This window comes from Mycobacterium sp. ZZG, assembly GCF_054786995.1.
The window spans coordinates 82,921-95,533 of sequence record NZ_JBTBFV010000003.1 but is presented as its reverse complement, the minus strand read 5'-3'; the positions used below and the strand labels follow the sequence as shown (position 1 = coordinate 95,533).

Below are 12,613 nucleotides of genomic sequence, written 5' to 3'. Positions count from 1 at the left end.
CCGGATATGCCAGATCTGTCCTCTCACAGAAACTGTGGGTTCCCACAACTGTCGCATTCTGGGGATCGATTCGGGTCTGGGGATGGGTCGGCGGTTCTGTCGGCGCCATCGACAACGGTGGCTGTATGACCGGAACAGAAAGCCGCGCCGAGATCGGGGCGCTGGGGGAACAGCTCGCGGTGGAGTACCTGCAGGCTTTGGGGTTGCGGGTGCTGGCGCGTAATTGGCGCTGCCGCTACGGGGAATTGGACGTCATCGCCGCGGACGGCCGTGTGGTGGTGTTCGTCGAGGTGAAGACCCGCACCACTGAGCACTTCGGCGGGGTCGCGCAGGCGGTGTCCCCGGCCAAGGTGCGCCGGTTGCGGAGACTGGCCGGGCTGTGGCTGGCCACCCAGAGCGAGCGCTGGGCTGCGGTGCGGGTCGACGTGATCACCGTGCGGGTCGGGCGCCGGCGCACCCCGGAGCTCACCCATGTGAAGGCGGTGGGGTGATGGGGACGCTGGGCCGGGCGTTCTCGGTGGCGGTGCGCGGGGTCGAGGGCGAGATCGTGGAGATCGAGGCTGACATCTCCTCGGGCCTGCCCGGGGTGTATCTGGTCGGTCTGGCCGACGCCGCGCTGCGGGAGTCGCGTGACCGGGTCCGCGCGGCGATCAGCAACTGCGGCTTCGAGTGGCCGATGGCGCGGCTGACGCTGGGGTTGTCACCGGCGACGTTGCCGAAGATGGGTTCGGTCTACGACATCGCGCTGGCTGCGGCGGTGTTGTCGGCCGACCAGAAGAAGTCCTGGCCGCGGCTGGAGAAGACGGTGCTGCTCGGCGAGCTGGCATTGGACGGGCGGGTGCGCCCGATCAACGGCGTGCTGCCCGCGGTGCTGGCCGCCCAGCGACAGGGCTGGCCGGCGGCGGTGGTGCCGATGGCCAATGTGGCCGAGGCGAGCCTCGTCGACGGAATCGAGGTGTGGGGCGTGGGCACCCTGCGGCAGCTGCACGCGTGGCTGGCCGGCACAGCGGATCTGGAGCGGCCGGTCGAGCAGATACCGCAGATGGCCGAGCAGGTGCCCGACCTCGCCGATGTGATCGGGCAGACCCAGGCGCGCTATGCGGTCGAGGTGGCCGCAGCGGGCGCTCACAACCTGTTGATGACCGGCCCGCCCGGGGTCGGGAAAACCATGCTGGCGCAGCGGCTTCCGGGACTGTTGCCGCCGCTGTCGGATGCCGAGTCACTCGAGGTCACCGCGATCCACTCGGTGGCGGGTCTGCTGGCCGGTGACGCGCCGTTGATCACCCGGCCGCCCTTTGTGGCCCCACACCACACCACCAGTGTCGCCGCGCTCGTCGGCGGCGGCTCGGGGATGGCGCGCCCCGGCGCGGTCAGCCGGGCCCACCGCGGAGTGCTGTTCCTCGACGAGTTCGCCGAGATCAACTCGGCGGTGCTGGAGGCGCTGCGAACCCCGTTGGAGGACGGCGAGATCCGGCTGGCCCGGCGCGACGGCGTGGCGTGCTACCGATGCCGCTTCCAGTTGGTCCTGGCCGCGAACATCTGCCCGTGCGCGCCGCCGGATCCCCGCGACTGCATCTGCGGGGTGGCCGAGAAGCGACGCTACCGCAGCAAGCTGTCCGGGCCGTTGGTCGACCGGGTGGATCTGCGGGTGGAGATGCACGCGTCGCGGGAGGGGACGTTCACCGATCAGGAAGCGGAGACGACTTCGGTTGTCCGGCAGCGTGTCTGGGCGGCACGGGCTGCGGCCGAGGACCGTTGGCGGCCACACGGGATCACTACGAATGCCGAGGTCAGCGGAGCTCTGCTGCGGCGCCGGTTCCGGCTGAGCCCGCAGGCGATGAAGCCGCTGCGCGCGGCGGTGGACCGCGGAACCATGAGTATCCGCGGCATGGACCGGGCGATGCGCGTCGCGTGGACATTGTGCGATCTGGCAGGTCGCACCACACCGAACCTCGACGACGTCGCCACTGCGATGAGTTTCCGTCAGGGACGGGGGTTCTGATGGACGAGACCACACGCCGGGCGTGGGCCTATCTGTCGAGGGTGGCCGAACCGCCCAATCAGGCGCTGGCCGAGCTGGTGTCCGAGGAGGGGGCGGTCGCGGCCGCCGAGCGCGTCCGCCGCCGCGCCGTCGGGGGCGACCTGCTGGGGGCCACCGAAGCCAGACACGCCGTCGATTGCGCGGCAACAGATCTGGAGACTCTGGACCGGATGGGCGGGCGGCTGCTGACCGCCGGCGACTAGGAGTGGCCGACCCTGGCATTCCGTTCGTTCGCCGGCGTCGACCGCACCGAGCGGCCGCAGGGTCTGGCGCCGCTCGCGCTGTGGGTGCTGGGCCCTGCACATTTGGCGGACCTCACTGAACGGAGCGTCGCGGTCGTCGGGACACGCGCGGCGACGGCCTACGGCGAGTACGTCGCCGCGGACTTCGCCGCAGGATTGGTCGAGCGTGACGTCGCGGTGGTATCCGGCGGTGCCTACGGCATCGACGGCGCGGCGCACCGCGCGGCGCTCGGGTCGGACGGCCAGACCGTGGCGGTGCTGGCGTGCGGTGTGGATGTGCCGTATCCGGCCGGGCATTCGGCGCTGTTGCATCGCATCGCGCGTAACGGCCTCGTGGTCAGCGAGTATCCGCCGGGTGTGCGCCCTGCGCGGCACCGGTTCCTGACGCGTAACCGGCTGGTGGCCGCGCTGACGGGTGCGACGGTGGTGGTCGAGGCGGGGCTGCGCAGCGGGGCGGCCAACACCGCGGCCTGGGCCAGGTCGCTGGGCCGGCGGGTGTGTGTGGTTCCGGGGCCGGTGACCTCGACCGCGTCGGCGGGCTGTCACGAGTTGCTGCGGCGGGAACACACCGTGCTGGTGACGCGCGCGCCGGAGATCGTCGAGGTGATGGGACACATCGGCGAGTTCGCCCCCGATCTGGAGCATCCGGTCACGCCGTTGGACCACTTGAGCGAGGTGCAGCGCCAGGTTTACGAGGCGTTGCCGCGGCGCGGCGTGCGCACCGTCGACGAGATCGCCGTCAGTGCCGGGGTGGCGCCCGAGCAGGTGCTGGGGCCGCTGGCGCTCATGGAGATCGACGGCCTCGTCGAGTGTGAGGACGGCCAGTGGCGATTGACCTGAGGCGGCCTCGGGAAATGAAATCATCGGCCGCCGGCGTGGAGCCAGGGGTGAGCGCATCGGCCGCCGATGTCCAGGTGATGCCGGCGACGCGCGCTATAAGAAAGATCATGTCCGATGTTGTGCCGCAACGGATCCCGTTTCAGGGTGTGCGAATCCGGTACGACAGCGGCAAGACGTTCGACGACCTGGTGCGGGCGCTGAAGACCGACGTCGGCGAGGAACCCGTGAGAATCGAGGGCATCGCCGCGGCATCGACCGACTGGGCCGACTACCGTGCACGCGTCGCACCGCACGCCGGGCCGCACGGGTTCATGCTGTTCGCGACGCTGGACCACGGCGGCTGGATCACCACGAACTGCTCATCACCGACGAGCCCGCGGGCCGCAGCAGCCTCATCTACGTGCAACCGTCGTCGCTGATGGTGGTCACACCGAATCCGGAGCTGTCGGCCGCGTCCCGCGAACTCGACGCGAAACTGGCGGCGCTGGCATCGGCGGTCACGTAGCGGGTAAGTGCCCGGCCGGGGAGGCCGCTGCGCGGCGGCTTCCGCTCGTATAGTCGTCAAGGACAGCTGAGTAGCAAAGGAAGTGAAGTGGCAGGACGTCCCGTGCACACCTTCGAGGTGGTACGCACCGAGCAACTGGGCCCTCATATCGTGCGAGTTGTACTCGGCGGCAACGGCTTCGATACGTTCACGCCGAGCCAGTACACGGACTCCTACGTCAAATTGGTGTTCGTCGCCGACGACGTCGACGCCTCGCAACTCGCGCAGCCTCTGACGCAGGACAGTTTCAACGCGCTGCCGCCCGAACGGCGGCCCACCGTGCGGACCTACACCGTTCGCCGCGCCGACACCGAACGGCGGGAGCTCACCATCGACTTCGTCGTGCACGGCGAACACGGCGTCGCCGGTCCGTGGGCGGCATCAGCCGCGCCGGGGCAGCGCTTGTTCGTGATGGGACCTAGCGGCGCCTACGCCCCTGATCCTGCCGCCGACTGGCATTTGTTCGCCGGCGACGAGTCGGCGATACCGGCGATCAGCGTCGCGCTGGAAGCCTTGCCCGACGATGCGATCGGCAAGGTGTTCATCGAGGTCGCCGGTCCGGAAGACGAGATCGAATTGAACGCGCCCCCCGGCGTCGACGTGTCATGGATCTATCGCGGCGGCCGCGCGGATCTGGTCTTCGACGACGTGGCGGGCGACCACGCCCCGTTGATCGCAGCAGTCAAGGAGACGCCGTGGTTGCCGGGGCAGGTGCAGGTCTTCATCCACGGTGAGGCTCAGGCGGTGATGCACAACCTGCGGCCCTATATCCGCAAGGAACGCGGGGTCGAGCCCAAGTGGGCGTCCTCGATCTCGGGGTACTGGCGGCGCGGCCGCACCGAGGAGACGTTCCGGCAGTGGAAGCGCGAGCTCGCCGAGGCCGAGTCGACGTAGGGCGCGCCGAACCAACGCTGGCACAGCCCGATGACCGTCGGGCTGGCACGTCGATGGCACGCTTAGCCCCATGACCTTCGGCAACTACCAGCTCGAGATCTATCTGCAGGGCCTGTCCGGCATTCTGCCCAATTTCCCGATGGACTACGCCGGATGGGAGGCCAAAGCCGAGTCGGCGATGCCGCCATCTGTCTGGTCCTACGTCGTCGGCGGGGCCGGGGACGAACAGACCCAGCGCGCCAACCGCACCGCGTTCGACCGCTGGGGACTGATCCCGCGGATGCTCGTCGGTGCCACCGAACGTGACCTCACCGTCGACCTGTTCGGGATGCGGCTGCCGTCGCCGCTGTTCATGGCGCCGATCGGCGTCATCGGCATCTGCTCGCAGACGGGCCACGGCGATCTGGCGACCGCCCGTGCCGCGGCGCGCACGGGGGTCCCGATGACCGTCTCCACGCTCACCGAGGACCCGCTGGAGGATGTCGCCGCAGAGTTCGGCGACACCCCGGGCTTCTTCCAGCTGTACACCCCGACCGACCGGGACCTGGCCGCCAGCCTGGTGCACCGCGCCGAAGCCGCCGGCTACAAGGCGATCATCGTCACCCTCGACACCTGGATCCCGGGCTGGCGACCGCGCGACCTTGCGATGTCGAACTTCCCGCAGCTGCGCGGGCGCTGCCTGGCCAACTACACCAGCGACCCCGTCTTCCGGGCCTCCCTGGCCCAGCCGCCGGAGGAGAACATGCAGGCCGCCGTCCTCAAATGGGTTGGGCTGTTCGGCAATCCGCTCACGTGGGACGACCTGCCCTGGCTGCGCTCACTCACCGACCTGCCGCTGGTGCTCAAGGGCTTGTGTCATCCCGACGACGTGCGCCGCGCCAAGGACGCCGGCGTCGACGGGATCTACTGCTCGACCCACGGCGGACGTCAGGCCAACGGGGGACTGCCGGCACTGGACTGCCTGCCCGGGGTGGTGGCGGCCGCCGACGGCCTGCCGGTCCTGTTCGACTCGGGGATCCGCAGCGGTGCCGACATCGTCAAGGCACTCGCCCTCGGCGCCACCGCCGTCGGGGTCGGCAGGCCCTATGCCTACGGTCTGGCAGGTGGCGGTGAGGACGGGCTCGTGCATGTGCTGCGGTCGCTGCTGGCCGAGACCGATCTGATCATGGCCGTCGACGGCTATCGCAGCCTGGCGGATCTCACTCCGGACACGGTGCGGCGCGTCCTCTGAAACCCCGGACGGGGTTCTGCCACGGTAGGGGCGTGCAGACCGGCGGTCAGGAGCGCAGCGACCCGGCCATCGAGGCCTACCTCGACGAGTTCGACGAATACCTCGCGCTGGAACGCGGGCGCTCCGACCACACCCGCCGCGCCTACCTCGGCGATCTGCGCTCGCTGTTCGACTTCGTGGACGAACGCCGCCCCGGGGCGGGACCAGGGGCGATCACCCTGCCGGTCCTGCGATCCTGGTTGGCGGCGCAGGCGAGCGCGGGCGCGGCCCGCTCGACGCTGGCCCGCCGCACCTCTGCGGTCAAGACGTTCACGGCCTGGGCGGTGCGGCGCGGACTGCTGACCGAGGATCCGGCGGTCCGGCTGCAGGTGCCCAAGGCGCACCGCACGCTGCCCGCGGTGCTGCGCCAGGATCAGGCCCGCGACGCGATGGAGGCCGCGACCTCCGGTGCGGAGCAGGGGGATCCGCTCGCGTTGCGCGATCGCCTCATCGTCGAGCTGCTCTACGCCACCGGGATCCGCGTCAGCGAACTCTGCGGGCTGGACATCGACGACGTCGACACGTCGCGGCGGCTGGTGCGGGTACTGGGCAAGGGCAACAAGCAGCGCACCGTGCCGTACGGGGAACCGGCACACGCCGCGCTGACCTCCTGGCTGACCTACGGTCGTCCCGAACTGGTCACCGCCGGCTCCGGGCCCGCACTGCTGCTCGGTGCCCGAGGTGGACGCCTCGACCCCCGCCAGGCCCGGACCGTGGTGCACCAGACGATGGCCGCGGTGGACGGCGCACCCGACATCGGGCCGCACGGGTTGCGGCACAGCGCCGCGACCCATCTGCTCGAGGGCGGTGCCGACCTGCGCGTCGTGCAGGAGATGCTGGGCCACTCGACGCTGGCCACCACCCAGCTCTACACCCACGTCACCGTCGCGCGGCTGCGTGCCGTGCACGATCAGGCCCATCCGCGCGCATAGGTGAGCCCGATCCGTTTGCGCCGCAGCAGTGTTCGCCTGAAATGCTCAGCGCACCGGTTTCAGCCGTATCGGTGTGGTGGCCACCAGCCCCAGCGGATCGACATAGTCGGCGCGCGCCGCCGGCCCCCACATCGCGCCCCAGTGCAGGCAGGTGGCTGCGGCACACCCCGGATGCCCTGCGACGAGCACACCGAGCGCGGAGCCCTGTGCCACCGTCTGGCCCTGCCTCACGGCGGGATCGACGGGTTCGTAGCTGGTGCGCAGCCCGCCCGGGTGGGCGATCGACACCAGCGGCCGGCCCGCGAGCTCACCGGCGAAGACGACCGTGCCCGCCGCCGCCGCATACACCGGCTGCCCGGCGGAAGCGGCCAGATCAACCCCGCGGTGCCCGCGCTGCCAGTTCGGCGACGGAGCGTCGAACGTTCGGACCACCGCCGGACGCGGCTGCAGCGGCCACCCGAGCCGGCCCTCGTCGGCCGCGGCCGACGGCGCACAGAGCAGCCCGACGACCACGGCGACCCCGCCGGCCACCCCGTTGATTCGCATCTTCCCAGTTCAGCGGAGTGTCGCGAGAAAGATGAAGTCGGAGAATTCGAACCTGTGGATCACCGGCCGTAGCGCCGCTGGGTGGTAAAAGCACCTGCTCCGAGCGTGTAAACTCCTACCCGCAGCTCGTTTGCGCGGGCTGACTTCGCGCGTCTGTGGCACGAACCCACCGGTTCGTTACCTCGTATGCCGGGCGGTCCCGCCCCCGGGGTTCTCCTCGAAAGCGGGTCCGGCATCGAAGCAGTCGCCAGGGTTCGGCTCACCCGATGCCGGACGACAACCGACAACCAAAGAGGTATGGCCGATTATGGCTGTTGTAACCATGAAGCAGCTGCTCGACAGCGGCGCACACTTCGGGCACCAGACCCGTCGCTGGAACCCCAAGATGAAGCGGTTCATCTTCACCGACCGCAACGGCATCTACATCATCGACCTGCAGCAGACGCTGACCTACATCGACAAGGCGTACGAGTTCGTCAAGGAGACGGTCGCGCACGGCGGTTCGATCATGTTCGTCGGCACCAAGAAGCAGGCCCAGGAATCCATCGCCGAGGAGGCGACTCGCGTCGGCATGCCGTACGTGAACCAGCGCTGGCTGGGCGGCATGCTCACCAACTTCTCCACCGTGCACAAGCGTCTGCAGCGCCTCAAGGAACTCGAGGCCATGGAGCAGACCGGTGGGTTCGAGGGTCGCACCAAGAAGGAAATCCTGATGCTGACCCGCGAGAAGAACAAGCTCGAGCGCAGCCTCGGCGGTATTCGCGACATGCAGAAGGTGCCCAGCGCCGTGTGGGTCGTGGACACCAACAAGGAGCACATCGCCGTCGGTGAGGCCCGCAAGCTGGGCATCCCGGTCATCGCGATCCTCGACACCAACTGCGACCCGGATCTCGTCGACTACCCGATCCCGGGCAACGACGACGCCATCCGCTCGGCCGCGCTGCTGACCAGGGTGATCGCCTCCGCGGTCGCCGAGGGCCTGCAGGCTCGTGCCGGCGCCGGTTCGGACAAGCAGGCCGCCGGCCAAGAAGGGGTGGCCGCCGAGCCGCTGGCCGAGTGGGAGCAGGAGCTCCTTGCCGGTGCCACCACCGCCGCACCCGAGGCGGCGGCCGGCGAGGCCGCCGCGCCCGAGCAGTCCTCCTAATTCGCGACGCCTTTTAAGGAAAGACACCTATGGCTAACTACACCGCCGCCGACGTCAAGCGCCTCCGGGAGCTGACCGGTGCCGGCATGCTGGATTCGAAGAACGCGCTGGTCGAGGCCGAGGGCGACTTCGACAAGGCCGTCGAGCTGTTGCGCATCAAGGGCGCCAAGGACGTCGGCAAGCGGGCCGAACGCGCCACCGCCGAGGGCCTGGTCGCCGCCAAGGACGGCGCGCTGATCGAGCTGAACTCCGAGACGGACTTCGTCGCGAAGAACAGCGAGTTCCAGGCGCTGGCCGACCAGGTCGTCGCCGCGGCCGCCGGGGCCAAGGCGGGCGACGTGGAGGCCCTCAAGGCCGTCAAGCTCGGAGACACCACCGTCGAACAGGCCATCGCGGACCTGTCGGCCAAGATCGGTGAGAAGCTGGAGCTTCGCCGTGCCACCTACTTCGACGGCACGGTCGAGACGTATCTGCACAAGCGCGCCGCCGACCTGCCGCCCGCTGTGGGTGTGCTGGTCGAGTACACCGGTGACGACAAGTCGGCCGCGCACGCGGTCGCACTGCAGATCGCCGCGCTGAAGGCCAAGTACCTCACCCGTGAGGACGTGCCCGAGGACATCGTCGCCAACGAGCGGCGCATCGCCGAGGAGACCGCCCGCAACGAGGGCAAGCCCGAGCAGGCGCTGCCCAAGATCGTCGAAGGTCGCGTCACCGGGTTCTACAAGGACGTCGTGCTGCTCGACCAGCCGTCGGTGTCCGACAACAAGAAGTCGGTCAAGGCCCTGCTCGACGAAGCCGGCGTCACTGTGACGCGCTTCGTCCGTTTCGAGGTCGGTCAGGCCTGACCCGCTGACATCCGCCAAGGCCCCCGAGACCACGTCTCGGGGGCCTTGTGCTTGGTGCCAGGAGTGCGACGCACGGAATGCCGCTCCGGCCCGGGTTGTTTGCTGTACCTGACGCAACCGGCGCAACATCGCCCACGTGCGCCAGTCGGGCTTCCCCAGTCTTTGCCGCCGATCAAGATCATTACACGCAGCAAAACCTACAGCTAACCCGGTTGCCAATTGATGGCCGCGTCAAGGCTCAATTTTTGCCAGAATCTGGCGGTTCAGAGTTAACCTCACTGCATGTTCGCCGGGCAAAACCGCCATGGTCCGCGGTGACCGACACCGTTGAGTCCCGCCGCACGGCAAACAGCGATGTCGGGGAAGATTATGCGGTCGACGAAGAAGTCGACTTCGGACAGTTACGTCTGCGCAAGGCCTGGGAGTCGGTTGTAGGTCCGCTGGTCGACCTGACGACCGGGTCGATTTCGGTGGCCGTCGGAATGACGTGGGCCACCCACGCGGACGTGCAAGGTCCTCCGATCTGGATGCTATGGTTCTTCGCACCGACGATCGTCGCGATGAGCGCGATCCGTGGCCTTTACCAGCGCTCCCTGCAGCGCACCTTTCTGGACGAGCTGCCCACGATCCAGGCGGTCACGGCGCTCGCCGCGATGCTGTTGCTGTCCGGTCTCGTTCTCAACACCACCATCGAGGGATCTCGCAGCGGAGCTGTGGCCCGGATCTGGATGTGCGCGGCCATCCTGGTGCCCCTCGGCAGGCTGCTGCGCTTCTCGATCAGGCGCCGGCTGTTCCGGCGCAACATCCTCACCGCGCCCACCCTGATCGTGGGCAACGGGCGCATCGCCGCCAAGGTCGTCGACCGGCTCGACGTCACCCCGGAGTACGGCTTGAGGCCCGTCGGACTGGTCGACGACGAGGCGCCGTCGATGGGGATCGACAGGGACAAGCCGTCGAGCATCCCGTATCTAGGCAAGCTGGACCGCCTCGATGAGGCGATCACCCTCACCGGCGCCGAATGCATGGTCGTCGCGTTCTCCCGCACCCGCGACGAGGCGCTGTCCGCGGCGGTCCGCATCGCGCACGACCGTGGGGTGGCGGTCTGGATCGTGCCGCGGATCTTCGACACCATCGGCGTGCACGCCCGCATCGACCACATCGGTGGCCTGCCGCTGATCGCCGCGCCACGCACCGATCCGCGAAGCTGGCAGTTCGTGGCCAAGCACGTGTCCGATCGCGTGGTCGCCACACTGGGCCTCGTCGCGATCTCGCCGCTGTTCCTCACCCTGATGCTGCTGGTGCGGTTGAGCTCCCCGGGGCCGATCTTTTTCGGTCAGCCTCGGGTCGGCCGCGACGGCCGGGTGTTCAGATGCCTGAAGTTCCGTTCGATGCGCCCGCCCAGGGAATCCGATGCCGCGTTCACGCTGAACCCGGATTCGGCGCCCGGCGGTGTCGAGGGGGAGGATCGGCGCACCGCGATCGGCAAGATCATGCGGGCCACGTCGCTGGACGAACTGCCTCAGTTGATCAACGTCATCAAGGGCGAGATGAGCCTGGTCGGACCGCGGCCGGAACGACCCGAGTACGTCGACCTGTTCAACATCCAGATCGCGCGCTATGGCGATCGGCACCGGGTCAAGGCCGGTATCACCGGCTGGGCGCAGGTGCATGGCCTCCGCGGGCAGACCTCGATCGCCGACCGCGCCGAATGGGACAACTTCTACATCGAGAACTGGTCGCTGTGGCTGGACTGGAAGGTCCTGGCGATGACCGTGGGAGCGGTGCTGCGCCGCGCGGAGTGACGGCCGCGGCGAACATCCCGTCCCACTCGGTACGCTTTGGTACCGTTCGGCCATGGATCGTGTGCACGCGTTCGGCGACGACGCCCTGGGTGACTCCGATGCCGTCGGCCTGGTCGACGCACTCAAGCGCGGGGCGGTGTCCGCCGGCGAACTCTTCGAGGCCGCCATCGCCCGCACCGAGAAGGTCAACCCCGCTCTGAACGGTCTCGCCTACGAGGCTTACGACCGGGCCAGGGCCCGCGGCCGGGCGCATCGCCCCCACGGCGGGTTCTTCGACGGCGTGCCGTCTTTCGTCAAGGACAACGTGGCCGTCGCCGGAATGCCCACGATGAACGGCACCGACGCCTGGGATCCGGTGCCCGCCCCCGACCACGGTGACTTCGCCGCCGCGTACCTGGCCACCGGTTTGGTACCCCTCGGGCGGACCCGCATGTCGGAGTTCGGATTCAGTGCCGCCGCCGAGCACCCCCGACTGGGGGCGGTGCGCAACCCGTGGCACACCGACCACACCGCCGGCGCCTCGTCCTCCGGATCCGCGGCGTTCGTCGCCGCCGGTGTGGTGCCGATCGCGCACGCCAACGACGGCGGCGGCTCCGTCCGTATCCCGGCCTCGTGCAACGGGCTGGTAGGGCTCAAGCCGTCCCGCGGCCGGCTGCCGTTGGACAAGGAAATGCGTCAGATGCCGTTGCGCATCGTGGCCAACGGCGTGGTGACGCGGTCGGTGCGCGACACCGCGGCCTTCTACCGCGAGATGGAGAAGGTCGTGATGAACCCGAAGCTGCCGAGGATCGGCGACGTCGCCGGACCCGACCCGCGGCGCCTGAGCATCGCGGTGTGCACGCAGTCCATCGCACGTGAAGCCGGGCCCGAGGTCAGCGAACTCACCCTCAAGACGGCGGCCCTTCTGGAGTCCCTCGGCCACCGCATCACCGTCATCGACAACCCGGTGCCGCAGCGGTTCATGGACGACTTCCTGCTCTACTGGTCGTTCCTGGCGTTCGCCCTCGTGCGTGGCGGCCGGCGCAGCTTCGGTCCGACCTTCGACCGCAGTCGCCTCGACAACCTGTCGCTGGGCCTCGAGCAGCACGCCGCCCGCAATCTGCACCGGTTGCCGACCGCGATCGCGCGGCTGGCCCGGGTCCGCCGCGTCACGTCGCGACTGCACGCGAGCTACGACGTGGTGCTGATGCCGACCCTGGCCGACGTGCCGCCGCGCGTCGGGCATCTCGACCCGACCGCGCCGTACCGGCAGATCATCGACCGGCTCGTCGACTGGGTGGCGTTCACCCCGCTGCAGAACGCCACCGGCGAGCCGGCAATCTCGTTGCCGCTGGCGCAGTCCGAGGACGGGCTCCCCGTCGGCATGATGTTCTCCGCCGGTGTGGGAGAGGAGGCCCGCCTGCTGCGGCTGGCGTTCGAGCTCGAAGAGGCGCAACCCTGGCGTCGGATCCAGGATTGACCGGCCCCACCGGCGAAATCCGTTGCGGCGACGACACGACGCCGTAACGGCACC

At 69.2% G+C, this 12,613-nt stretch carries 11 protein-coding genes and 1 pseudogene; 11 read left to right on the top strand and 1 reads right to left on the bottom strand.

Annotated elements, in window-relative coordinates; all coding sequences use genetic code 11:
- Window positions 1-125 precede the first annotated feature (125 nt).
- The 7 genes and pseudogenes from ACXMYJ_RS03140 to ACXMYJ_RS03110 all read left to right on the top strand — a co-directional run bounded on the left by ACXMYJ_RS03140 (window position 126) and on the right by ACXMYJ_RS03110 (window position 6,763).
- Window positions 126-491: a YraN family protein gene (locus ACXMYJ_RS03140; protein WP_460353906.1), complete on the top strand. Its 366-nt coding sequence runs from the start codon at window positions 126-128 to the stop codon at window positions 489-491.
- Entirely contained in the window at window positions 491-2,002 is a 1,512-nt protein-coding gene (locus ACXMYJ_RS03135; protein ID WP_460353903.1) for a YifB family Mg chelatase-like AAA ATPase, read from the top strand. Before ACXMYJ_RS03140 ends, ACXMYJ_RS03135 begins: the two co-directional genes overlap by 1 nt.
- Window positions 2,002-3,123: pseudogene (dprA, locus tag ACXMYJ_RS03130) on the top strand (DNA-processing protein DprA). Before ACXMYJ_RS03135 ends, dprA begins: the two are co-directional and overlap by 1 nt.
- Window positions 3,124-3,230: 107 nt before the next feature.
- Window positions 3,231-3,542, top strand: coding sequence for a hypothetical protein (locus tag ACXMYJ_RS03125; RefSeq protein WP_460353900.1), 312 nt, complete (start codon window positions 3,231-3,233; stop codon window positions 3,540-3,542).
- 173 nt (window positions 3,543-3,715) lie between these two features.
- A complete protein-coding gene (locus ACXMYJ_RS03120) occupies window positions 3,716-4,561 on the top strand; it encodes a siderophore-interacting protein (RefSeq protein ID WP_260751484.1) in 846 nt (281 codons plus the stop codon).
- A 70-nt stretch (window positions 4,562-4,631) separates the two neighbouring features.
- Window positions 4,632-5,792, top strand: coding sequence for a lactate 2-monooxygenase (locus tag ACXMYJ_RS03115; protein ID WP_260751485.1), 1,161 nt, complete (start codon window positions 4,632-4,634; stop codon window positions 5,790-5,792).
- A 68-nt stretch (window positions 5,793-5,860) separates the two neighbouring features.
- The gene (locus tag ACXMYJ_RS03110) at window positions 5,861-6,763 is read left to right on the top strand and encodes a tyrosine recombinase XerC (RefSeq protein ID WP_460354080.1); all 903 of its coding nucleotides are present in this window, start codon (window positions 5,861-5,863) and stop codon (window positions 6,761-6,763) included.
- Between the two features lie 45 nt (window positions 6,764-6,808).
- On the opposite strand, the gene ACXMYJ_RS03105 is transcribed toward ACXMYJ_RS03110, so the two are convergent.
- Window positions 6,809-7,309 carry a M23 family metallopeptidase gene (locus ACXMYJ_RS03105; RefSeq protein ID WP_260751486.1) on the bottom strand — a complete coding sequence of 167 codons (501 nt, stop codon included), beginning with the start codon at window positions 7,307-7,309 and terminating at the stop codon, window positions 6,809-6,811.
- A gap of 307 nt (window positions 7,310-7,616) precedes the next feature.
- Here ACXMYJ_RS03105 and rpsB point away from each other — a divergent pair, with 307 nt between their 5' ends.
- The 4 genes from rpsB (at window position 7,617) to ACXMYJ_RS03085 (ending at window position 12,559) form a co-directional block, all read left to right on the top strand.
- Window positions 7,617-8,453: a 30S ribosomal protein S2 gene (gene rpsB / locus ACXMYJ_RS03100; protein WP_260751487.1), complete on the top strand. Its 837-nt coding sequence runs from the start codon at window positions 7,617-7,619 to the stop codon at window positions 8,451-8,453.
- Window positions 8,454-8,482: 29 nt separating this feature from the next.
- Window positions 8,483-9,298 carry a translation elongation factor Ts gene (gene tsf / locus ACXMYJ_RS03095; RefSeq protein ID WP_260751488.1) on the top strand — a complete coding sequence of 272 codons (816 nt, stop codon included), beginning with the start codon at window positions 8,483-8,485 and terminating at the stop codon, window positions 9,296-9,298.
- A gap of 314 nt (window positions 9,299-9,612) precedes the next feature.
- Window positions 9,613-11,100 (top strand): sugar transferase, encoded by a 1,488-nt coding sequence (locus ACXMYJ_RS03090; RefSeq protein ID WP_260751489.1) that lies wholly within the window; start codon window positions 9,613-9,615, stop codon window positions 11,098-11,100.
- Between the two features lie 52 nt (window positions 11,101-11,152).
- Window positions 11,153-12,559 carry an amidase gene (locus ACXMYJ_RS03085; RefSeq protein WP_460353895.1) on the top strand — a complete coding sequence of 469 codons (1,407 nt, stop codon included), beginning with the start codon at window positions 11,153-11,155 and terminating at the stop codon, window positions 12,557-12,559.
- Window positions 12,560-12,613: the final 54 nt, after the last annotated feature.

Bases quoted from the DNA above. Each gene is read 5' to 3' on its own strand.
- ACXMYJ_RS03140 (WP_460353906.1), top strand. From the start codon at position 126: ATGACCGGAACAGAAAGCCGCGCCGAGATCGGGGCGCTGGGGGAACAG.
- ACXMYJ_RS03135 (WP_460353903.1), top strand. From the start codon at position 491: ATGGGGACGCTGGGCCGGGCGTTCTCGGTGGCGGTGCGCGGGGTCGAG.
- ACXMYJ_RS03125 (WP_460353900.1), top strand. From the start codon at position 3,231: ATGTCCGATGTTGTGCCGCAACGGATCCCGTTTCAGGGTGTGCGAATC.
- ACXMYJ_RS03115 (WP_260751485.1), top strand. From the start codon at position 4,632: ATGACCTTCGGCAACTACCAGCTCGAGATCTATCTGCAGGGCCTGTCC.
- ACXMYJ_RS03105 (WP_260751486.1), bottom strand. From the start codon at position 7,309: ATGCGAATCAACGGGGTGGCCGGCGGGGTCGCCGTGGTCGTCGGGCTG.
- rpsB (WP_260751487.1), top strand. From the start codon at position 7,617: ATGGCTGTTGTAACCATGAAGCAGCTGCTCGACAGCGGCGCACACTTC.
- tsf (WP_260751488.1), top strand. From the start codon at position 8,483: ATGGCTAACTACACCGCCGCCGACGTCAAGCGCCTCCGGGAGCTGACC.
- ACXMYJ_RS03085 (WP_460353895.1), top strand. From the start codon at position 11,153: ATGGATCGTGTGCACGCGTTCGGCGACGACGCCCTGGGTGACTCCGAT.